The organism is Pseudomonas sp. MF7453, assembly GCF_016405455.1.
GTDB classification, from domain to species: domain Bacteria; phylum Pseudomonadota; class Gammaproteobacteria; order Pseudomonadales; family Pseudomonadaceae; genus Aquipseudomonas; species Aquipseudomonas paralactis.
In genome coordinates, this window is record NZ_JAEKCN010000031.1 from 1 (window position 1) to 19,274 (window position 19,274).

Annotated in this window: 21 protein-coding genes; 11 read left to right on the plus strand and 10 right to left on the minus strand. The window is 60.8% G+C overall.

Going from position 1 to position 19,274, the window contains the following annotated elements:
- Positions 1-700 precede the first annotated feature (700 nt).
- Positions 701-1,912, minus strand: coding sequence for an alanine transaminase (gene alaC / locus JFT63_RS28145; protein ID WP_005790706.1), 1,212 nt, complete (start codon positions 1,910-1,912; stop codon positions 701-703).
- Between the two features lie 196 nt (positions 1,913-2,108).
- Between alaC and JFT63_RS28150 the strand changes: the two genes are divergently transcribed.
- The gene (locus JFT63_RS28150; RefSeq protein ID WP_198845224.1) at positions 2,109-2,591 is read left to right on the plus strand and encodes a GyrI-like domain-containing protein; all 483 of its coding nucleotides are present in this window, start codon (positions 2,109-2,111) and stop codon (positions 2,589-2,591) included.
- Between the two features lie 66 nt (positions 2,592-2,657).
- Here JFT63_RS28150 and JFT63_RS28155 read toward each other — a convergent pair whose 3' ends face one another.
- Positions 2,658-3,149, minus strand: a complete 492-nt coding sequence (locus JFT63_RS28155; protein WP_057704213.1) for a GNAT family N-acetyltransferase — start codon at positions 3,147-3,149, stop codon at positions 2,658-2,660.
- 145 nt (positions 3,150-3,294) lie between these two features.
- Between JFT63_RS28155 and JFT63_RS28160 the strand changes: the two genes are divergently transcribed.
- From JFT63_RS28160 to JFT63_RS28170, 3 genes are read left to right on the plus strand one after another with little or no spacing between them, the layout of a single operon-like run.
- Positions 3,295-3,714: a YybH family protein gene (locus JFT63_RS28160; protein WP_198845225.1), complete on the plus strand. Its 420-nt coding sequence runs from the start codon at positions 3,295-3,297 to the stop codon at positions 3,712-3,714.
- A gap of 42 nt (positions 3,715-3,756) precedes the next feature.
- Positions 3,757-4,107 (plus strand): YciI family protein, encoded by a 351-nt coding sequence (locus JFT63_RS28165; protein ID WP_057704211.1) that lies wholly within the window; start codon positions 3,757-3,759, stop codon positions 4,105-4,107.
- On the plus strand, positions 4,104-5,321 hold the full coding sequence (locus tag JFT63_RS28170) for an RNA polymerase sigma factor (protein ID WP_198708292.1): 1,218 nt from the start codon (positions 4,104-4,106) through the stop codon (positions 5,319-5,321). The genes JFT63_RS28165 and JFT63_RS28170 overlap by 4 nt, the downstream gene beginning before the upstream one ends.
- A gap of 109 nt (positions 5,322-5,430) precedes the next feature.
- Here JFT63_RS28170 and JFT63_RS28175 read toward each other — a convergent pair whose 3' ends face one another.
- Entirely contained in the window at positions 5,431-6,285 is an 855-nt protein-coding gene (locus JFT63_RS28175) for a LysR family transcriptional regulator (protein ID WP_057704209.1), read from the minus strand.
- Positions 6,286-6,372: 87 nt separating this feature from the next.
- Here JFT63_RS28175 and JFT63_RS28180 point away from each other — a divergent pair, with 87 nt between their 5' ends.
- Positions 6,373-6,810, plus strand: a complete 438-nt coding sequence (locus JFT63_RS28180) for a multidrug/biocide efflux PACE transporter (protein WP_186562938.1) — start codon at positions 6,373-6,375, stop codon at positions 6,808-6,810.
- A 108-nt stretch (positions 6,811-6,918) separates the two neighbouring features.
- On the opposite strand, the gene JFT63_RS28185 is transcribed toward JFT63_RS28180, so the two are convergent.
- A complete protein-coding gene (locus JFT63_RS28185; RefSeq protein ID WP_198845226.1) occupies positions 6,919-7,677 on the minus strand; it encodes an SDR family NAD(P)-dependent oxidoreductase in 759 nt (252 codons plus the stop codon).
- A 106-nt stretch (positions 7,678-7,783) separates the two neighbouring features.
- Here JFT63_RS28185 and JFT63_RS28190 point away from each other — a divergent pair, with 106 nt between their 5' ends.
- Complete coding sequence (locus tag JFT63_RS28190) at positions 7,784-8,680, plus strand: LysR family transcriptional regulator (protein WP_198708296.1); 897 nt, start codon at positions 7,784-7,786, stop codon at positions 8,678-8,680.
- Here the strand turns inward: JFT63_RS28190 and JFT63_RS28195 are convergent.
- Positions 8,677-9,594: a LysR family transcriptional regulator gene (locus tag JFT63_RS28195; protein WP_014719628.1), complete on the minus strand. Its 918-nt coding sequence runs from the start codon at positions 9,592-9,594 to the stop codon at positions 8,677-8,679. The two genes, JFT63_RS28190 and JFT63_RS28195, sit on opposite strands and share 4 nt — an antisense overlap.
- Before the next feature lie 105 nt (positions 9,595-9,699).
- Here JFT63_RS28195 and JFT63_RS28200 point away from each other — a divergent pair, with 105 nt between their 5' ends.
- From JFT63_RS28200 to JFT63_RS28210, 3 genes are read left to right on the plus strand one after another with little or no spacing between them, the layout of a single operon-like run.
- The gene (locus tag JFT63_RS28200) at positions 9,700-10,458 is read left to right on the plus strand and encodes a 5-oxoprolinase subunit PxpA (RefSeq protein ID WP_057704205.1); all 759 of its coding nucleotides are present in this window, start codon (positions 9,700-9,702) and stop codon (positions 10,456-10,458) included.
- 55 nt (positions 10,459-10,513) lie between these two features.
- Entirely contained in the window at positions 10,514-11,392 is an 879-nt protein-coding gene (locus tag JFT63_RS28205) for a 5-oxoprolinase subunit B family protein (protein ID WP_198845227.1), read from the plus strand.
- The gene (locus tag JFT63_RS28210; RefSeq protein WP_198708300.1) at positions 11,389-12,363 is read left to right on the plus strand and encodes a biotin-dependent carboxyltransferase family protein; all 975 of its coding nucleotides are present in this window, start codon (positions 11,389-11,391) and stop codon (positions 12,361-12,363) included. The genes JFT63_RS28205 and JFT63_RS28210 overlap by 4 nt, the downstream gene beginning before the upstream one ends.
- A gap of 171 nt (positions 12,364-12,534) precedes the next feature.
- Here the strand turns inward: JFT63_RS28210 and JFT63_RS28215 are convergent, their stop codons facing one another.
- The 3 genes from JFT63_RS28215 to JFT63_RS28225 form a co-directional block, all read right to left on the minus strand.
- Positions 12,535-14,151: an inorganic phosphate transporter gene (locus JFT63_RS28215; RefSeq protein ID WP_198845228.1), complete on the minus strand. Its 1,617-nt coding sequence runs from the start codon at positions 14,149-14,151 to the stop codon at positions 12,535-12,537.
- A gap of 255 nt (positions 14,152-14,406) precedes the next feature.
- Positions 14,407-15,429: a transporter gene (locus JFT63_RS28220; RefSeq protein ID WP_198845229.1), complete on the minus strand. Its 1,023-nt coding sequence runs from the start codon at positions 15,427-15,429 to the stop codon at positions 14,407-14,409.
- Positions 15,430-15,578: 149 nt separating this feature from the next.
- Entirely contained in the window at positions 15,579-15,887 is a 309-nt protein-coding gene (locus JFT63_RS28225) for a PepSY domain-containing protein (RefSeq protein ID WP_057704200.1), read from the minus strand.
- A gap of 158 nt (positions 15,888-16,045) precedes the next feature.
- Here JFT63_RS28225 and JFT63_RS28230 point away from each other — a divergent pair, with 158 nt between their 5' ends.
- On the plus strand, positions 16,046-16,909 hold the full coding sequence (locus tag JFT63_RS28230; RefSeq protein ID WP_198845230.1) for a sterol desaturase family protein: 864 nt from the start codon (positions 16,046-16,048) through the stop codon (positions 16,907-16,909).
- Here JFT63_RS28230 and JFT63_RS28235 read toward each other — a convergent pair.
- Complete coding sequence (locus JFT63_RS28235; RefSeq protein WP_198845231.1) at positions 16,901-17,566, minus strand: helix-turn-helix domain-containing protein; 666 nt, start codon at positions 17,564-17,566, stop codon at positions 16,901-16,903. The two genes, JFT63_RS28230 and JFT63_RS28235, sit on opposite strands and share 9 nt — an antisense overlap.
- Complete coding sequence (locus tag JFT63_RS28240) at positions 17,567-18,694, minus strand: glycerophosphodiester phosphodiesterase (RefSeq protein ID WP_057704197.1); 1,128 nt, start codon at positions 18,692-18,694, stop codon at positions 17,567-17,569.
- 232 nt (positions 18,695-18,926) lie between these two features.
- Here JFT63_RS28240 and JFT63_RS28245 point away from each other — a divergent pair, with 232 nt between their 5' ends.
- Positions 18,927-19,250, plus strand: coding sequence for a DUF2025 family protein (locus JFT63_RS28245; protein WP_057704196.1), 324 nt, complete (start codon positions 18,927-18,929; stop codon positions 19,248-19,250).
- Positions 19,251-19,274 lie beyond the last annotated feature (24 nt).

The window sequence follows — 19,274 nt, forward strand, 5'->3', positions numbered from 1 at the left end:
GGAGCTGGCTTGCCTGCGATGACGGCCTGCCAGCCCACGCCAATCTACCTGACACTCAGCGATCCAACTGTGGGAGCTGGCTTGCCTGCGATGACGGCCTGCCAGCCCACGCCAATCTACCTGACACTCAGCGATCCAACTGTGGGAGCTGGCTTGCCTGCGATGACGGCCTGCCAGCCCACGCCAATCTACCTGACACTCAGCGATCCAACTGTGGGAGCTGGCTTGCTCGCGAAGGCGGCCTCGCAGTCAACACAGTTGGACCGTGTACATATCCATTCCTGCGGTAACGGCCACCTAGGGTTCCGCTCTGACAGCGGCTCACTTTTGAAAAGCAAAAGTAAGCAAAACGCTCTTGCCCCACCACTCGGCACCTCGCCTAGGCACGGTGTGCCCGAACGCAGGCTTGAATCCGTGGGCCGCCGCCACGCGCCAACCATGGCGCGGGGCGGCTAACCCGGCGTCCTGCCGGGTTACCCACGAATTCAAGCCTGCGTTCGGCCAGCGTGGTTTAACGGGGCGCCTGAGATCAAGATCAAAAGCAGATCAAGATCAACAGCGACTCGCTTCGCATCGTGGTTACCGTTGAGCGCTACAGAGTTGTGTAGATACCTATGCTGCGATAGCGGTAGTGAATCCAGCACTGCCATCGCAGGCAAGCCAGCTCCCACATTGATTGGGTTTCTTCAGGTGGATCAGGTCAGGCCTTGCTGACCAACCCATCCGCCCTGAACATCCCGCGAATCCCGCGCACGGCCTGGCGAATGCGGTCCTGGTTCTCGATCAGCGCAAAGCGCACATGATCATCGCCATACTCGCCAAAGCCGATCCCCGGCGACACACACACCTTCGCCTCCAGCAGCAACTTCTTGGCAAACTCCAGCGAGCCCATGGCGGCGTACTGTTCGGGAATCTTGGCCCAGACGTACATCGACGCCTTGGGGTTCTCCACCATCCAACCCAGCTCATGCAGGCCCTTGACCAGCACATTGCGGCGCTGGCGGTACTGCTCGGCGATGTCCTTAACGCACTGCTGATCGCCTTCCAGCGCCGCAATCGCCGCGACTTGCAACGGCGTGAAGGTGCCGTAGTCGTGGTAGCTCTTGATCCGCGCCAAGGCGTTGACCAGTTCCGGGTTGCCTACCATGAAGCCGATGCGCCAGCCGGCCATGTTGTAGCTTTTGGACAGAGTGAAAAACTCCACCGCGATGTCCTTGGCGCCGGGCACCTGCATGATCGAGGGGGCTTTCCAGCCGTCGTAGACGATGTCGGCGTAGGCCAGGTCGTGCACCACCAGCACATCGTATTGCTTGGCCAGAGCGATCACTCGCTCGAAGAAATCCAGCTCCACGCACTGTGCGGTGGGGTTGGACGGGAAGCCCAGGATCATCATCTTTGGCTTGGGGATCGAACCGCGAATCGCCCGTTCCAGCTCGGCGAAAAAGTCCACGCCCGGCACCAGCGGCACCGAACGCACCTGGGCACCGGCAATCACTGCGCCGTAGATATGAATCGGGTAGCTGGGGTTGGGCACCAGCACGGTGTCGCCCTGGTCCAGGGTGGCCAGCATCAGGTGCGCCAGGCCCTCTTTGGAACCGATGGTGACGATGGCTTCGGACTCAGGGTCGATATCCACTTCATAGCGGTCCTTGTACCAGCGCGAAATCGCCCGGCGCAGGCGCGGAATGCCTTTGGAGGTGGAGTAGCCGTGGGTATCTTCGCGTTGGGCGACGGTGACCATTTTTTCCACAATATGCGGTGGCGTGGCGCCGTCGGGGTTACCCATGCTCAAGTCGATGATGTCTTCGCCGCGCCGACGCGCAGCCATCTTCAGCTCGGCAGTGATATTGAAAACGTAAGGGGGGAGTCGATCTATGCGCGCAAAGCGGCGCGGCGAACCTTGGTCTGCCATTGTTGCCTCGAAAGTACGTAAGCGCCCGGAACCGTCCGAGCGACGTCGGCCACTGCGGTGGCCTGCGAGGCAGACAATACGAGCGATGATGGCAAGTTGTCCAGATGTGTAGGAAAAATTTCTACATGGAGTACGGCGCGGATATGCCCCTATACTCGATGCGGGTTTGTTCCCTCATAAGAAGGAGACTGTTCGTATGGATCAGCAGACAAAACAACCGTTGGAGCCACGCATGGAAGCCGGCAAAGCGCTGGTGATCGCCGGTGTGCAAGGGCGGTATTCGAAGGCCACAGTGGGCGATATTCCACGCTTGTGGGAGTTGTTCGACACCTGCATCAAGGACATCAAGAAGCGTGTGGGCGGGGTGACCTATGGGGTATGCCACAACCCGCATCATGGCGAATTCGATTACCTGGCGGGGGTTGAAGTACCGACCAGGGGCGATGTGCCGAGCAACTTCGAGTTCATCGAAATCCCGCCGCTCAACTATGCCGTGTTCGCGCATTACGGGCCGGTGCAGGCGCTTGAGCAAACCTACGAGCGCATCATGTTCGAATGGCTGCCGCATTCGGGCTACAAAGTGATGGGGGCGGATTTCGAGCGCTATAGCGCAGATTTCGACGCGAGGAAGGGCACGGGGACGGTGGAAATCTGGCTGCCGGTTGGAGAGCGGGGCTGACTGCGCATTTGATGTCACGTAAACACGACAGGCACGCCTCAAAGTCATGTTTACGTGACATTACCGTTATGGGCTGAATACCCAGCGCAACCGGCGCTCATACCCAACCCGTCCCTTGTAGGCCTCGCCGCTGTCCGCCCATCCCGCCCCCAGATACAGCCCCATCGCCGCCACATTGTCCGTGTCCACTGACAGCTCCAACCCGTTGATCTGCGGCCACGCTTCAAGCGCCATGGCCGGCAGCGCCTGCAAACACGCCTTGCCGAACCCGCGTCCTTGCTGATGTCGATCCACCTGCAACGCGTGCAGTGTGGCGCTGTGTTCATCGGCCCAATGGGGCAGGCACGGGGGGCGTTTGAGCAGGAGGAAGGCGACGGCAATGTCGTCGGCCAGCAACGCGAAGCCTTTAACCCCAGGGCTTGGGTTGGCCAGCAAGGTATTGAGGGCGCAGTACATATCCCCGCTAAACGGCAGTTGTTCAGGATGAACTTCGATGGCGCCCACTTGCTGTCGTTGCACAGCATTGAGCGCCTCGTAGGCAACAAGGCGGGTTTGCATCGGGCTATCCGAACGGCTGCAAAGAAGGGCGCAGTCTATCGGGTTTGACCGGTGGGAAATTATTTTTCCGTGGTGTGTCGATTTGCTCAAAGGCCATTCGACTAAGGGTGTCTTACGTGATTTTCCATCCCAAGGAGTCATCGCCATGAGCACCGCAATCAACAGCCTGATCGAGCAATGGAAGCAAGCCGTCGTCAGTCGCGACATCGACAAAATTGTCAGCTTTTACGCCGACGATATCGTCTCGTTCGATGCCGTAACCGCTTTGCAATTCAAAGGCAGGGCGGCCTACCGCGCGCACTGGGCAGCGTGCATGGAGCACTGCCCCGGCCCCGGTATCTTCGAGTTTCATGAACTGCACATTGTCGAAGCGCCAGACAGCGCGTTCGCTCACTGGCTGGCCCATTGCGGCGGTGCCGGGCCCGATGGAGAGGTGAAAGCCTGCTGGATGCGCGTGACCGCCGGGTACCAGCGTATCAATGGTCAGTGGAAGGTGGTGCATGAACATTGGTCGGCGCCGTTCGATATGCAAAGCGGCACGGCGCTGTTCGACCTGAAACCCTGAGCGCCGCGAACTATAGTCAGTAGTCCGACAACGGAGAACATCATGAAATACCTGTGCCTGATCTACAGCGACGAACAGGTGTTGCACACCTCGCCCGACAGCCCCCATGACTCGGAGTGCTTCGCCTACGCCGAGGCCATCCAGGCCAGCGGGCGGATGCTGGCCGCCGAGCCGCTGGAGCCGGTGAGTACCGCCACCACCGTGCGTATGCGCAATGGCAAGGTGTCGATCACCGACGGGCCGTTTGCCGAGACCAAAGAGCAACTCGCTGGCTTCTATCTGATCGACGCCCGTGACCTTAACGAAGCGCTCCAGGTAGCCGGTGGCATTCCGGCGGCCCGGGTCGGCAGTGTGGAAGTGCGCCCGGTACGCGAACTGAACCTGCCGCAATGACGCTCAGTGGCCAGGTCGAAGCCATCTACCGCAGCGAGTCACGCCGCGTTCTCGCGACGCTGATTCGCGTGCTGGGTGATTTCGACCTGGCCGAGGAGGCGTTGCACGAGGCGTTTTTTGTCGCCGTGCAGCGCTGGCCCGAGGACGGCATACCGGATAATCCAAGGGCCTGGCTGGTATCGACCGGCCGCTTCAAAGCCATCGACCGCCTGCGTCGGCAGGCGCGGTTTACCCCGTTGCTGCAAGAGCAGGCCGATACGCTGCAAGCAGCTGACTGGAGCGATGACGACGTGGAAGATGACCGCCTGCGGCTGATCTTCACCTGCTGCCACCCCGCGCTGGCAGCCGATGCCCAGGCCGCGCTGACCCTGCGCGAGATCTGCGACCTCAGCACCGAGCAAATCGCCCACGCTTTCCTGGCCACACCTGCCACCATCGCTCAGCGCATCGTGCGCGCCAAGGGCAAGATCCGCGACGCGAAAATTCCTTATCAAGTGCCGTCCCGAGCCGAGTTGCCCGAGCGATTGGACAGCGTGTTGCGCGTGATTTACCTGGTGTTCAACGAGGGCTACACAGCCTCCACAGGAGCGGACCTCACCCGCGAAGACTTGACCCTGGAAGCCATTCGCCTGGGCCGTTTGCTGATGCAATTACTGCCGGAACCGGAGGTGATGGGCTTGCTGGCGTTGATGCTGTTGCATGAGTCGCGAAGGCCCGCCCGCACGTCGGCCACCGGCGAACTGGTGCTGCTGGATGCTCAGGACCGTGGGCTGTGGGATAAGTCTTTGATGGCTGAAGGCTGCGCCCTGGTGGAGCAGGCGCTGACCACCCGGCGCTTCGGGCCCTATTGCTTGCAGGCGGCGATTGCGGCCGTGCACGCCGAGGCAGCCTGCGCCGGGGAAACCGATTGGCGGCAGATTGTCGGGCTCTACGATGTATTGCTCAGGGCTGTGCCGTCGCCGGTGATCGAGTTGAACCGTGCGGTAGCGGTGGCGATGGAGCAGGGGCCGTTGGCGGGGTTGGTGCTGGTAGACAACCTTTTGCAGCGCGGTGAGTTGCAGGACTACCACTTGGCGCATTCGGCGCGTGGGGAGTTTTGCCGGCAGTTGGGGCGGTTTGCCGAAGCCCGCAGCGCGTACGAAAAAGCCTTGTCCCTGACCCAACAGGCGCCAGAAAAACGCTTCATCACGCGACGCCTCGCCGAACTCAAATAGCCAAAACACTGTTATGACGCCCCGCGATCCAATGTGGGAGCTGGCTTGCCTGCGATGACGGCCTGACAGCCAACGTCTCTCTAACTGCCCCCTCTACATTGCACTGCGTTCACTCCAGCATCTTGCCCAGCAACCAGCTCCCCGCAGGCCCCGGCGGCTGTTGCCGAGACCACAGCGCATCGACCGCCACCGAACGCGGCCAACTGCGAACCTTGAGTTCGACCAACTGGTTGCCGCCAAAGCGTTCCACCAGCCAGCGCGGAATGGGTGCCCAACCAAAACCCAGTTGTGCCATCTCCATCAACATCAGGTAACTCGGTGCTGACCATACACGCTGCGTACCGCGGTTTTCATTGGGGTTGATGATGCTCGCCAAGCGCAGCTCACGGTGTTGTTGCAGGGTGTGCGCAGGGACGCTTTTCAGGCTTGCCAACGGATGTTCAGGCGAGACGAACAGCGCGATTTCCGTGCGTTCCTCAACGCAGGAGAAGGTCAGATCCGGCGGGTAAACCTCTTGTTTTTCGATAAACGCGATCTGTGCCCGGCCGCTTTGCACCAGCGCGATCAAGTCTTCGCATTCGGCGATCAGGCATTCCAGCTCAAGGTCCGGGTAGCGTTGCTCAAAGGCGGTGAGGGCAATTTCGAATCGGTCCGACTGGTAAGTATCGGACATGGCGATACTCAACCTCGGCTCCAACCCCTGGGATAACTGACTGGCGGCCAGCTCCAGGCGGCTGCTGGCCTCCAGCACCTGTTCGGCCCGTTGCAGCAGAACTTGCCCCGCCGGGGTCAGGGTGGGTTTGCGGCTGCTGCGATCAAACAGCACCACGTCCAGGTCGATCTCAAGGCTGGCCACCGCCGCGCTGACAGTCGACTGGCTTTTGCCGAGCTTGCGCGCTGCGCCAGAAAACGAGCCTTGGGTCGCGGCCTGGACAAATGCCTGGAGCACTTCATGGGAAGCCATACTATCGCCTTGGTCGATGGTTACTGGTTATGAAGTATCGAGACAAAGGCTGATCATGGCAATCATCGTCACTCACGGAGCCGGGTCATGAACCCTACCAAGTCGATTACTGAACGTGTTTTCCAAGCCCTGGGTTTTGAAGGGTTGGCCTTGTTGATCTGTACGCCGCTGTTGGTGTGGATCACCGGCAGACCGGCGCTGGAGATGGGCGCTGTGACCCTGGGCATCAGCCTGTTGGCCCTGAGCTGGAACGTGGTGTTCAACAGCCTGTTCGACCGCCTCAAAACCCACCTGCAACTGGCCAACAGCGGTTGGACCCGGGTGCTGCACGCGCTGCTGTTCGAAGGCGGGCTGATCCTCTTGGCGGTGCCGCTGATTGCCGCCCTGATGAAGATCAGCCTGTTGGAAGCCTTCATCCTCGACATTGGCGTGTTGCTGTTCTTCCTGCCGTACACCTACGTGTACCACTGGGGTTACGACGTGTTGCGCGAGAAATTCGCCGGTAAAACCCCAGTTACCCTGTAGGAGCGAGCTTGCTCGCGAAGATCGCTGACGATAACGCGGGACCTCTGGAAACACGCGGCGCTCTTGAGTATTTCGCGAGCAAGCTCGCTCCTACAGGGGGGGCGTCGTTTAGAGGAACATCCCGCCCGACGCTTCGATCCGCTGGCCGGTGATCCAGTGGCTGCCATCGGCCAGCAAGGTCGAAATCGCCCCGCCAATATCGTCCGGCAAACCGGCGCGGCCCAGGGCCGTATTGCTGGCGATCATTGCATTCACCTCGGTGTTGTCACGCACTGCGCCGCCGCCGAAGTCGGTGGCAATCGCGCCCGGCGCCAGGGTGTTCACGGTAATGCCGCGTGGGCCCAGCTCTTTGGCCTGATAACGCGACAGCACTTCGACCGCGCCCTTCATCGCCGCATAGGCCGCGTACCCCGGCAGGCTGAAGCGCGCCAGGCCGCTGGAGATATTGATGATGCGCCCGCCATCGCTGATCAACGGCAGCAGTTTTTGTGTGAGAAAAAACGGCGCCTTTACGTGGATTGCCACCAACTGGTCAAACTGGGCTTCGGTGGTCTCGACAAAGCTTGCGTGGGTGCCGACTCCGGCGTTGTTGATCAGGAAATCGAAGCGATCCACGGCGAACACATCCTTGAGCAACTTACCGATCTGGCCAACGAACGCATCGAAGCTCGCGCTCTGGCTCACGTCCAGTTGCAGCATGGCGGCGCGGCCGCCCAATGCCTCTACCTGGGCAACCACGGCTTGGGCTTCGCCCGCAGCGCTGTGGTAGGTGCCGATAATGTCTACGCCTTGGGCAGCCAGGTGCAGCGCAGCGCTTTTGCCCAGGCCACGGCTGGCGCCGGTGATGAGTGCGATTTTACGGGTCATGGTGCAGTCCTCAGCGGTAGTTAGTGGGACTGAGTGTATTTGTCCGCCTATAACGTGATAAACAGCACTATTGCGGAATCACTGGCCGGATAAAGCGAACAATCCCATGAACAAGCTTGAGCTGCTGCGTACCTTCGTGCGCGTGACTGAATTGTCGAGTTTCACCCAGGCGGGTGAAAGCCTCGGCCTGCCGCGTTCCACCGTGTCCGAGCATGTGCAGGCACTGGAAGAACTGCTCGGGGCGCGCTTGCTGCAACGCACCACGCGCAAAGTGCAGGCGACCCAGGATGGCCGTGTGCTGTACGAGCGCAGCAAGGATCTGCTGGCGCACATGGAGGAGCTGGAAGGCCTGTTTCGCCAGGATGAAACCCAACTGGCGGGGCGCATACGGGTGGACATGCCCAACGTCATGGCACGGGCAGTGATTTTGCCGAACTTGCCCACGTTCATGGCGCGCCACCCGTTGATCGACATGCAGATCAGTTGCTCGGACCGCCAGGTGGACCTGATCGCCGAAGGTTTTGATTGCGTCGTGCGCGTCGGTGCCCAGCCCGATCAAACCGTGGTGGCGCGCCGGGTGTGCAGTATGGCGATGGTTAACTGCGCGAGCGCGGCCTACCTGCAACGTTATGGCGTGCCCGAGACCCTGGCGGACCTGGCGAACCACCACTTGGTGCATTACGTGCGGCCGCTGGGTGCACGCTCGGCGGGGTTCGAGTACCTGGCAGGCAACAAGGTACAGCGGTTAGCGATGGCTGGCAGGGTGACCGTCAACAGCACCGATGCCTATCAGTCGGCGTGCCTGGGCGGGTTTGGCATCACCCAGGTGCCGCAGCTGGGGATACGTGACTTGCTGGCCAGCGGCGAGTTGGTGGCGGTGCTGCCCGATTACCAGGCGCCGCCGCTGGATGTGTCGTTGCTGTACGCCGGCCAGCGGCATTTGCCATTACGGGTGCGGGTGTTCATGGACTGGTTGACCGCCACCCTGCAAGCCCATCTTTAGCGGCGTGCCGACAACTGCTGCGGCGCCAGGAATGCATCGTGGAAGTAATCCCGGAAGGCTTGCATCGCCGGGGTAAACGCGCGCTCGCGGTGCCAGGCCAGGCCCACGCTCATGGGCGTGACCGGGTCGGTCACGGTCAGCGTCTCGATGCGCTTGCCTTCCAGGGACCAGGGCCGGTGCACCAGGTCGGACAGGATCGCCACGCCGCTGCCGTTGGCAACCATGCTGCGCACCGCCTCCACCGAGCTGGTGCGCAGCCGCACCTTGGGCGTTTGCCCGGCCTGCTCCCAGTAGCGCATGGCACTGTGTTCGGCTTCATCGACGGTGAGCAAAATGTAGGGCTCTTGGGCCACGTCCGCCAGGCTCACGGCGCCGCGTTCGCACAACGGGTGATGGCTGGGCAGCCACAGGCGGCGTTCGGAGTTGAATAGAATTTCCGAGACGATATCCGCGTGGGTGAGGTTGGCGGTGAGCACCACGGCCATGTCGAACTGGCCATCGAGCAGGCCCTGTTCGATGGCCTGGCGTTCCTGCTCGAACACCTCAATGGTCACGTCCGGATGCCAATGTTCCATGCGCTGCAAATGGTGCGGCAGGAAATATCCCAGCACGGTGTAACTGGCCGCCACCCGCAACACGCCGCTGGCGCGGTAGTCCGGCAGCGGGCTGTTCAGGGCATCCTCCACGCTGCGCACAATCACATAGGCGCGGTTGAGAAAATGCCGACCGGCATCGGTGAGGTTCATGCCCTGGGCCGAGCGCACGAACAACTGCACGCCGAGCATGGCTTCCAGCTCCTTGATCGCCGTGGTCACCGCCGATTGGGAGATGTTCAGGTGAATCGCCGCCTGAGAAATCTGGCCGATTTCAGCGGTGGCGACGAAGTAGCGAACCTGGCGCAAGGTAAGGGACATGGCTGGTATCTGATTTTCAGAAGATGGGTCATCTGATAATAGATCTTCCCAAGGGGTCAAGCCCCGGCCTACTTTTCTGGCATCCCTTATGGCGGAGCAACCTTGATGCAGGCAGTGGATTTGAATTCAGACATGGGCGAAAGCTTCGGGCCCTGGACTATTGGCGACGGCGTCGACGCCGAGCTGATGGCGTATATCAGCTCGGCCAATATCGCCACCGGCTTTCACGCCGGCGACCCCGGCACCATGCGCCGCACCGTCGAGCGCGCCAGGCAATTGGGTGTGGCCATCGGCGCGCACCCAGGCTTTCGTGACCTGGTGGGTTTCGGTCGCCGGCATATCAACGCACCGGCCCAGGAACTGGTGGACGATATGCTCTACCAGCTCGGTGCCCTGCGTGAAATGGCCCGCGCCCAAGGCGTGACCTTGCAACATATCAAGCCTCACGGCGCGCTCTACATGCACCTGGCCCGCGATGAAGAGGCCGCCCGGCTGTTGGTGCAGAACCTGCAAATCATCGAGCCCACGCTGATGCTGTATTGCATGCCCAACTCGGTGATCTGGCGCATTGCCAAGGAACTGGGGCAGCCGGTCGTGCGCGAGTTCTATGCCGACCGTGAGTACGATCTGAGCGGCTCCATCGTATTTACCCGCAATGTACGCGCACTGGAGCCTGCCAACGTTGCAGCGCGTGTCCTGCGCGCTTGTCAGACGGGGCTGGTACGTACCGTGGAAGGCGAAGACCTGATGATCGAATTCGATTCAATCTGCTTGCACAGCGATACCCCTGGCGCCCTGGACCTGGTGCAAGCCACCCGTGAGGCGTTGGATCAGGCCGGGATCGAAGTTCGCCGCCCTCAATAAACGCCTTACCTCACTTTTTGCCTGCCTTTCTACAATGATTCCAAGAGGAACAGACATGGCTGAAACGTCCCCCATCCGCTACAGCTTCGGCGGTGATGAACACCTGTTTGCCGAGGTCAGCGACAGCATGTCCCTGGAGGCCTTTTTCAAAGGCATGGCGGTGACCCGCGCCGTGGAGCGCCTGGCGCTGGAAGGTGTGCTGGATGTGTGCCTGGCCAATGCATCGTTCCAGATCCGCTTTGACCCCGACCGTATCGCGCCCCATGTGCTGCTCGACGCGGTGCAAAGTGCCGAAGCCCAGGCGGTGGCCGAGCGCACGTTGCACACGCGCATTATCGAAATCCCGGTGCTCTATAACGACCCCTGGACTCACGAAACCCTGATGCGCTTTCGTGACCGCCACCAAGACCCCAGCGGCACCGACCTGGAATACGCCGCACGCATCAACGGCCTGGCCGACGTGGACGCGTTTATCGCCGCTCACAGTGGCGCGCCGTGGTTTGTGTCGATGGTCGGGTTTGTCGCGGGCTTGCCGTTCATGTTCCAGATGGTCGAGCGCGAACGGCAATTGCAGGTGCCCAAATACCTGCGGCCACGTACCGATACGCCAAAACTGACCCTGGGCCATGGCGGCTGTTTTGGGTGTATCTATTCGGTTCGCGGCGCTGGCGGTTACCAGATGTTCGGCGTGACCCCGGCTCCGATCTACGACCCGCAGCAGCAGTTGGCGTACCTCAAGGAGCACATGGTGTTCTTCCGCCCTGGCGATATCGTGCAGTTCAAATCGATGGACCGGGAGGCTTACGACCTGGCCGTCGCCGACGTGGACGCCGGGCGTTTCGACTTGCGCATTCGCCCGGTGGAATTCTCTCTGGATGCCTTTCTCGCCGACCCTATTGGCTATCCGAAAACCCTGCAGGAGGCGCTGGCATGATCAAGGTGCTCAAACCCGGCCTCGCCACCTCCGTGCAGGACCTGGGCCGCGAAGGCTATTACCACCTGGGTATTCCGCCATCGGGGGCGCTGGACCAATACGCGCTGAGTGCGGCCAACCATTTGGTCGGCAACCCCGTGGGCGCGGCTGGCCTGGAATGCACGCTGATCGGGCCTGAGTTGGAGTTTCAGCAAGACGCGCTGATCGCGTTGAGCGGTGCCTTGATGTCACCGCGCCTGGACGGTGAAGTGGTGCATCAGGACACCGCCTTTAGCGTGCGTGCCGGGCAGGTGCTGCGCTTCGAGTTTCCTGTGGCTGGCGCGCGGACTTACCTCGCCGTTGCCGGAGGCATCGACGTGCCGTTGGTGCTCGGCAGCCGCTCCACCTACACCCTTGGCGCGCTCGGTGGGTTTGATGGGCGGCGTTTGCAGGAGGGCGATCTGTTGCCCGTCGGCACCGCCAGTGGTGCGGGGCGTGCGGGCAACAGCTTGCCGATGGCGTTGCGTCGTTCGGTGGGCGGCGATGTCACGTTGCGGGTCGTACCGGGGCTGTATTACGAACGCTTGACTGACGGGGCGAAAAGCAGCTTTTTTGCCGAACCATGGACGGTGGGCTCCGAGGCCGATCGCATCGGCTATCGCTTCAAGGGCGGCAGCGCGTTGAGCTTCCAACCACGTGAACAGCCGTTTGGCGCGGGCTCCGATCCCTCCAACATCGTTGACAGTTGCTACCCGATCGGCTCGATTCAAGTACCGGCGGGGCTGGAACCGATTGTGCTGCATCGCGATGCGGTGTCGGGCGGTGGCTACGCGATGATCGGCACGGTGATCAGCGCCGACCTGGACTTGATCGGGCAGATGCAGCCCAACCAGCGGGCGGGGTTTGTGGCGGTGACACTGGAGCAAGCGCTGGAGGCACGGCGGGTCTACAAGAAACGCCTGAAGGCCATGGTTGCGCTCTTCACACCCTGAAGAAACACAAAACCAAGGGTGGCACGCCCTAATACCTGTAGGAGCGAGCTTGCTCGCGAAAAACTCACAGGCGCCGCGTTCATTCAGAAAGCACGCGTTATCGTTGGCGTTTTTCGCGAGCAAGCTCGCTCCTACAGAGGGCAAGTCACCCACATTTTGATCTGCTGTATGTCAAAACAATTGGGTGAACAGCCAGTAGAGGCTACCCGACAGGATAATCGCCGCCGGCAAGGTCAACACCCACGCCATCAACAAATTACGGATGGTCTTCATCTGCAACCCCCCGCCATTGGCAACCATGGTCCCGGCCACGCCCGAGGACAATACATGGGTAGTCGACACCGGCAGCCCGAACATATCCGCCGCGCCAATGGTCAGCATCGCCACCGTTTCGGCCGAAGCGCCTTGAGCGTAAGTCAGGTGAGTCTTGCCGATTTTTTCGCCCACCGTCACCACGATGCGCTTCCAGCCGACCATGGTGCCCAGGCCAAGGGCAATGGCCACGGCGATCTTCACCCACAGCGGGATAAAGCGTGTGGCGTTGTCGATCTGTTGCTTGAACAGTTGCAGCTTGCTCTGGGTGTCGGCGTCGAAGTGGCCGACCTTGCCTTTGTCCATCAGGCGAATGGTTTCGCTGGTCAGGTACATGTCGTTACGCACGTTGCCGACGGCTTCGGCCGGTACGGCGGCGAGGGAACCATAGCTTTTCACTTCTTCGCCGATATGCCCGGTGATGGCGGCGAGGGCGGGCACCAGTTCCGGCGTGGCTTCCTTGGTACGAACGTAGGTCGACAAGATGCCCCGAGAATCGCCCGGTGCCGGCTGCGGTGCTGCTTTAACCAATGCAGCCTGGGTCACTTCAGCGACAGCGGCAAATTGCAGCGACTGATCGGCGGGCATGGTGCGGTTCAGCGCGTAGGCCATCGGCAAGGTGCCCACCAGAATCAGCATGATCAGGCCCATGCCCTTTTGCCCATCGTTGGAACCGTGGGCGAACGACACACCGGTGCACGTGACAATCAGCATCCCGCGAATCCACCAGGGCGGCGGCGTGTCGCCTTTGGGGGCCTTGTACAGCGCCCGGTTTTTGACAAAGGCGCGCAGGGCCAGCAACAGCAAGGCGGCAAACGCAAAGCCGATCAGCGGTGACAACAGCAACGCATAACCGATCTTGATCGCCTGGCTCCAATCCACACCGCTGGTGCCGTCACGTCCGTGCATCAGGGCGTTGGCGACACCGACGCCGATGATCGAGCCGATCAGGGTATGGGACGACGAGGCCGGTAACCCCAGCCACCAGGTGCCCAGGTTCCACAGGATCGCGGCGATCAGCAGGGCGAAAATCATGGCGAACCCGGCCGATGAACCCACCTGCAAAATCAGCTCCACCGGCAGCAAGGCGATGATGCCGAATGCCACCGCACCGCTGGACAGCAGCACGCCGAGGAAGTTGAAAAAGCCCGACCACACCACCGCAAAATGCGGCGGCAGCGAGTTGGTGTAGATCACCGTCGCGACGGCGTTGGCGGTGTCATGAAAACCGTTGACGAACTCGAACCCCAGGGCGATCAACAGCGCCACGCCCAGCAGCAGGAACGGCGTCCAGGTGGTCAGTTGGGCGCCCATTTCGTGCATGTCATGCATCAGGCTGTAGGCGGTGAACAACAGGCCCATGGCGAGCACGGCGAAAAAAATGATCACCGTCAACAGGCCGGGTTTCGTGTCCAGGCGGGGTGTGGTGGCGGAGGGTGACGCGTGGGGGGAGGCGGTCAAGGAAGGGGTGGCCATGCCGGAGCATCCAGAGTGAGGAGGATGGCCTTGATGATCATTGCAGAATGTTACAAAGGTGCTGCGGCAGATCAGTGTTTGGCGCAATCGAGTACACCGCTTGTCTGCAATTGAGCACGGTCAATTCCTCATGCCTGTAGGAGCGAGCTTGCTCGCGAAAAACTCATAGGCGCCGCGTTCATTCAGGAGGCACGCGTTATCGTTGACGTTTTTCGCGAGCAAGCTCGCTCCTACGATCAGGGCCGCTCCCCCAGGTTAGTAGTTTTTGCGTTTTCTGAAGGCCCAGCGCCCCGCAATCAGGGTAAAGGTCGCGACTAGCGCCACCAGTATCCAGAAGCCTTCCGGGTCCTGGGACAGCGGCACACCCCCCACATTCATGCCAAAAAAACCGGCAATGATATTGATCGGCAGCGCCAGCACCGTCACCACCGTGAGGGTGAACAGCGTGCGGTTGCTTTGCTCATTGAGGTTGGCGGCGATCTCTTCCTGGAGCAGCTTGATACGCTCGCCCAGGGCCGTCAGGTCGTTGATGATCAGGGCAAACTCCTCGGTGGACTTGCGCAACTCCTTCACGTCTTCCTTTTGCAGCCATTGCGGCGGGCGATTGAGCAGGCGCAACAGCGAGCCCGGTTCCAGCGCCAGCAGGCGTTGCAGGCGTACCAGTACGCGGCGCGCGGCGCCCAGTTCGGCGCGGTTGGTGGACAGGCGTGAGGACAACAACTGATCTTCGATATGGTCCACGCTGATACTGGTCTTGCGCACGATCTGGGTCAGCACTTCGCCCTGATCGCGCAGCAAATGCACCAGCAATTCCAGGGGCGAGCGAAAGTGTTCACCGGCTTTCACCGACGAGCGCAATTTGTCTACCGAATGCAACGGTTGCAGGCGTGCACTGACCAGCAAACGGCTGCGGGCACATACCCACAAGGTGGAAATGTCTGACGACACCATGCTGCTGAAGTTGAACACCACATCGTTGACCACCGCCAGCAGGGCTGCGTCCACATGTTCGATGCGTGTGGAGCGCGAGCCCTCATGCAGCGCTTCGAAAAACTCCTGCGGCAGCGACAAATGCGCCTGCATCCAGCGCTCGCACGCGGCGTGGGCGAGGTTCAGGTGTAGCCACAGAAATTCTTCCGGGTCTTGTGGTTGCTGCAAGGCGGCGAGGGCGGTGGCTGAGTCAATCTGCTGACCTTTTTCGCCGGGGCGAAAACGGAAACCGTAAAGCAGGCCAAACAGGTCGGGGTCCTGATGGGCGTGGTCGATGCTGTGGTTCATGGCGGCTCGCAGGGAAAGGGCCTGTAGGAGGTTTCACAGGCACCCAGGCGCGAATCATTGCAAGGCGCGATGACGGTTATGTGACGCTTTGGTCGCGCGCATAAAAAAACGCGCCACCCGAAGGTGGCGCGTTTTTTGGAGGATTCTAATCAAGTGTCGAGCTTGTCTTCCAGCACAGCGCCGGTCTTGGCGTCGAGCTTCACTTCAAATTGCTTGTTGGCAGTGTCGGTCAGTTCAACTTCGTAGACCAGGACGCCGCTGTTGTTGTGGTCCAACTCGGTGTCATTGATAGTGGCGCCCGGGTGCTTGGCCAAGGCAGCCGCGTTGAGTTTGTCGAAAGACATCACGGCGCCGGACTTGAGCAGGCCTTCGATATGATCCGGACGAACATCAGCCTGGGCCAGGCCAGCGGTCAGGGTCAGGGCAGTGGCGGCGAACAAGGCGGTCAGAGTTTTCATGGTGGGTGTCCTTCTTGGGTTGAGCTGTTTAAGTGGCCTCAGGTTATCCCGTGCAACTTAACTCACCCTTAATTATTTCAAGCAGTTGCGCAGTTTGTTCAATCCACGATGGATGCAGGATTTCATGCTGGGGGCTCACCAAAAAAGGGAGCACTGGGATGAAACGGTTAGTCAGTTGGATGTATGCGCCTGCCTTCCTGCTGGGGTTTGTGGGGTGGGGGCTGTGGCAGCCCCGCTGGTTGTTGCTGATATTTGCAACAGCGGTTGCAGTGTCGTTTTTGGCGGAGCAATGGCTGCCCTACGAGCGGCAGTGGAATCGCAGCCTGGGCGATCACCGGCGCGATACGTTGCATGCGTTGGTCAATGAAAGCCTGAACGTCCTGGGCTTGCTGGTTTTGCCCGGGCTCACCGCGTTGCTGGCGTTAGAGGGCATATGGCCGCGAGGCTGGCCGCTGTGGCAGCAACTGTTGATGGCGATCTTCGTGGCCGATGCCGGTATCACCTTGATGCATTACGCCAGCCATCGCATCGCATTGCTGTGGCGTTTACACGCGGTGCATCACAGCGTGCAGCGGCTGTATGGTTTTAACGGCTTGATGAAGCATCCCTTGCACCAAATGCTGGAAGCGACGGCGGGCCTGCTGCCGTTAGTCTTGATGGGAATTTCGCTTGAGGTCGCGCAGTTGCTGGCGCTGGCCATCGCCATTCAATTGCTGCTGCAACACTCCAATGTGGATATGCGTCTGGGACCGCTGCGCTGGGTATTCGCCTGGGCGCCGGTGCATCGGTTTCATCATATGAAGTACGGCCGCGCCGGGGATGTGAATTTCGGCTTGTTCTTCAACCTGTGGGACTGGTTGCTGGGCACCGCGTTTTATCGCGATGGTTACCGCATGGGCTCGCAGGACCTGGGCATTGGTAGTCGCCCGGATTTCCCCGTGGCGTATGCAGCGCAGTTGCGTGACCCGTTTATGTCGGTCCGTTCGACCAAGGAGCCGCCGCTGCCAGACGACCTACGTTAGGAACTGCACTTGCAGCTGGCGCAAGGAGGCGCCCGCCGTCACCCCGAACAACTGCTTCATGGTCCGCGAAAAATGCGCCGAATCGGCAAAGCCCGCACCATGGGCTGCTTCGGTCAGCGTGCTGCCGGCAAGGGCCAAGCGCAGCGCAATGCGCAACCTTCGCCATAACACCAGGCGGCGTACGGGCACACCCAACTGATCGTTGAACAGGCGCTCCAATTGGCTCAAGGACACGTGTGCCGCCGCGGCCACCGCGTGGGCCGACACCTTGCCGCTCAGCTGCTCGTCGAGGGTGGCAAGCGCACGTTCAATACGTGGGTCTTCAAGGCGGCATCGGGGCAGTGCGTGCAGGGCCGTTGGAGATACATCACCGTCTGCCAGCAGTTGCTGCAACGCGTGGAGATCAAAGGCCATCGGCTCGGCATACAGCACCCATACCTCGCCCTCGGCCTCCAGGATGGCATGGCGGTGACGTGAGGGAATAAACAGGCGATGGGCAGTGGTGATACCACCTTCAAGGCTGACCGTGATCGGCGCGCCAGGGCAGAACATCAGTTGATGAGCATAATGCGCATGGGGCGCGGTGCACCCCACCTTGCCGAGCATCAGCCCGTGATCAGGCCCCAGCCACAGGTGGCCTGACCATTCGGGCTTCACTCAGTACTTATGGTCGTTGAGCAGGTCCTGCACGCTGGACGACGGCCAGCGCTTGTAGAACTTCAGCAGCTCGGCGGCGCGGTTGGTGAAGATGCCATCAACCCCAGCCTTCATGACTTTCTCGAAATCCATCGGCTCATCCACGGTGTACACATGCACCAGCAGGCCCTTGTCGTGGGTCAGCTTGTTCATTTCAGGCTTCACCAGGTCGGTGTAGCTCTGGTCGCCGTGGTCGGTCAGCTCCGCCGATGGGCCAGTGCCGATGGCGCCGAGGCTCTTGGCCTGGTCGACCCATTTTTCGAATTCGGCGGCGTCCTTTGGCTCTTGCTTGGCGTAGTAGGCGGCCTTGGTGGTTTCGCCGGACTCGGCGAAGGTCACCCTGGATTTGGGCTCGATGCTGCCTTCGCCCACCCACAACAGCAGGATCTTCGGGGTGTTGGGCATTTCTTTTTGCAGCTCTTGCAGGCTGGCCACTTCAAAGGTTTGCAGCACCACGCGGCCACGGCCTTGGCCGACGCCGGTGTTGCTCTTGCCCAGCTTGGAGCCGGCGGAGCTCAGCCAGCCTTTGTCCAACAGCTTGTTTTTCAGGTCGGCTTCGATACCCGGGAACTGCTTGGGCTCCTTGGTCTCGATGTACAGGCCGGGTTTGTGTGACGGGTTGCCTTCGGCGATCTTGATGATGTCGTCCAGGCTCAGGATCTTCAGGCCAACAAAGCCCGGACGTGCGCGATCCGGGTAGGCGGCGTTGAACCAGCTGCCGGCGTCGAGGGTTTGCAGTTCTTTCCAGGTGAACTCGTTGGCCGGCGCGTCTTTGCGCTCCGGGAACTTGGTGGCCACGTCGGTGGTGCGCTGCAGGTTATTGTCGTGCAGGGCGAACAGCACGCCGTCCTTGCTGCGTTGCAGGTCCAGTTCCAGGTAGTCGGCGCCCAGGTCGCGTGCCACCTTGTAGGCGGCAGCGGTGGATTCAGGTGCGTCGTAGGAAGCGCCACGGTGAGCGATCACGGCAGGGTAGGGTATGCCTTCGTTTGTCGCCAATTCAGCCGGGCTGACCGGGTCGGCAGCCTGTGCCTGGCCCAGGCCGAGCATCAACGCCAGCAGCAAGGCGCTCTTGGTAAACGTGACAGGCATATGCGAAGTCCTTTCGTGGAGGTAGCTTTGAGAAGGTGTCCTTTTTAACAATTGATTGCCAAAGGCGCTATCACCAAACCGACATTAACGTGTGCACGGGCCGATTTTGTCGATTTTTTTGTGCTGCGTTGCAGTATTCTTGCGCATAGCTGCCCCGTCAGAGGGCAGTATCTTCTGCCACGCGTGTAAACCATCTTTCCAGCCCCAGCAGGGCTTTTCAGTGAGGTTTACCATGCGCATCACTTCAGAACTTATCTGCCAGGCCGCCGACCAACTCCAGGGTTTTGTCGGCCTCAATCGCAAAACCGGTCAGTACATCGTGCGTTTCAGCGAAGACTCATTCGGCATGGACGTGGCCGATGACGGCATCATTCCTACCGCAGAATTTGTCTGGCTACCCGCCGCCGACCACACCATGACCCTGTGTCGCGAACGCATCCAGTTATTGCTGGACCAGAATATCGATGATCGCATCAACATCACCGAGCCATTGCGGGTGTACATGCGCCGGGTGGAGATCCCGCAGATCAGTGCGTTGCGCAGTTTGGTGAACTGACTGACCCTCGTGCCGGGGCTATCA

Bases quoted from the DNA above. Each gene is read 5' to 3' on its own strand.
- JFT63_RS28200 (WP_057704205.1), top strand. From the start codon at position 9,700: ATGCAGGCAGTGGATTTGAATTCAGACATGGGCGAAAGCTTCGGGCCC.
- JFT63_RS28175 (WP_057704209.1), bottom strand. From the start codon at position 6,285: ATGGCTTCCCATGAAGTGCTCCAGGCATTTGTCCAGGCCGCGACCCAA.
- alaC (WP_005790706.1), bottom strand. From the start codon at position 1,912: ATGGCAGACCAAGGTTCGCCGCGCCGCTTTGCGCGCATAGATCGACTC.
- JFT63_RS28215 (WP_198845228.1), bottom strand. From the start codon at position 14,151: ATGGCCACCCCTTCCTTGACCGCCTCCCCCCACGCGTCACCCTCCGCC.
- JFT63_RS28230 (WP_198845230.1), top strand. From the start codon at position 16,046: ATGAAACGGTTAGTCAGTTGGATGTATGCGCCTGCCTTCCTGCTGGGG.
- JFT63_RS28185 (WP_198845226.1), bottom strand. From the start codon at position 7,677: ATGACCCGTAAAATCGCACTCATCACCGGCGCCAGCCGTGGCCTGGGC.
- JFT63_RS28210 (WP_198708300.1), top strand. From the start codon at position 11,389: ATGATCAAGGTGCTCAAACCCGGCCTCGCCACCTCCGTGCAGGACCTG.
- JFT63_RS28160 (WP_198845225.1), top strand. From the start codon at position 3,295: ATGAGCACCGCAATCAACAGCCTGATCGAGCAATGGAAGCAAGCCGTC.
- JFT63_RS28155 (WP_057704213.1), bottom strand. From the start codon at position 3,149: ATGCAAACCCGCCTTGTTGCCTACGAGGCGCTCAATGCTGTGCAACGA.
- JFT63_RS28245 (WP_057704196.1), top strand. From the start codon at position 18,927: ATGCGCATCACTTCAGAACTTATCTGCCAGGCCGCCGACCAACTCCAG.
- JFT63_RS28190 (WP_198708296.1), top strand. From the start codon at position 7,784: ATGAACAAGCTTGAGCTGCTGCGTACCTTCGTGCGCGTGACTGAATTG.
- JFT63_RS28225 (WP_057704200.1), bottom strand. From the start codon at position 15,887: ATGAAAACTCTGACCGCCTTGTTCGCCGCCACTGCCCTGACCCTGACC.
- JFT63_RS28205 (WP_198845227.1), top strand. From the start codon at position 10,514: ATGGCTGAAACGTCCCCCATCCGCTACAGCTTCGGCGGTGATGAACAC.
- JFT63_RS28220 (WP_198845229.1), bottom strand. From the start codon at position 15,429: ATGAACCACAGCATCGACCACGCCCATCAGGACCCCGACCTGTTTGGC.
- JFT63_RS28165 (WP_057704211.1), top strand. From the start codon at position 3,757: ATGAAATACCTGTGCCTGATCTACAGCGACGAACAGGTGTTGCACACC.
- JFT63_RS28240 (WP_057704197.1), bottom strand. From the start codon at position 18,694: ATGCCTGTCACGTTTACCAAGAGCGCCTTGCTGCTGGCGTTGATGCTC.
- JFT63_RS28150 (WP_198845224.1), top strand. From the start codon at position 2,109: ATGGATCAGCAGACAAAACAACCGTTGGAGCCACGCATGGAAGCCGGC.
- JFT63_RS28195 (WP_014719628.1), bottom strand. From the start codon at position 9,594: ATGTCCCTTACCTTGCGCCAGGTTCGCTACTTCGTCGCCACCGCTGAA.
- JFT63_RS28180 (WP_186562938.1), top strand. From the start codon at position 6,373: ATGAACCCTACCAAGTCGATTACTGAACGTGTTTTCCAAGCCCTGGGT.
- JFT63_RS28170 (WP_198708292.1), top strand. From the start codon at position 4,104: ATGACGCTCAGTGGCCAGGTCGAAGCCATCTACCGCAGCGAGTCACGC.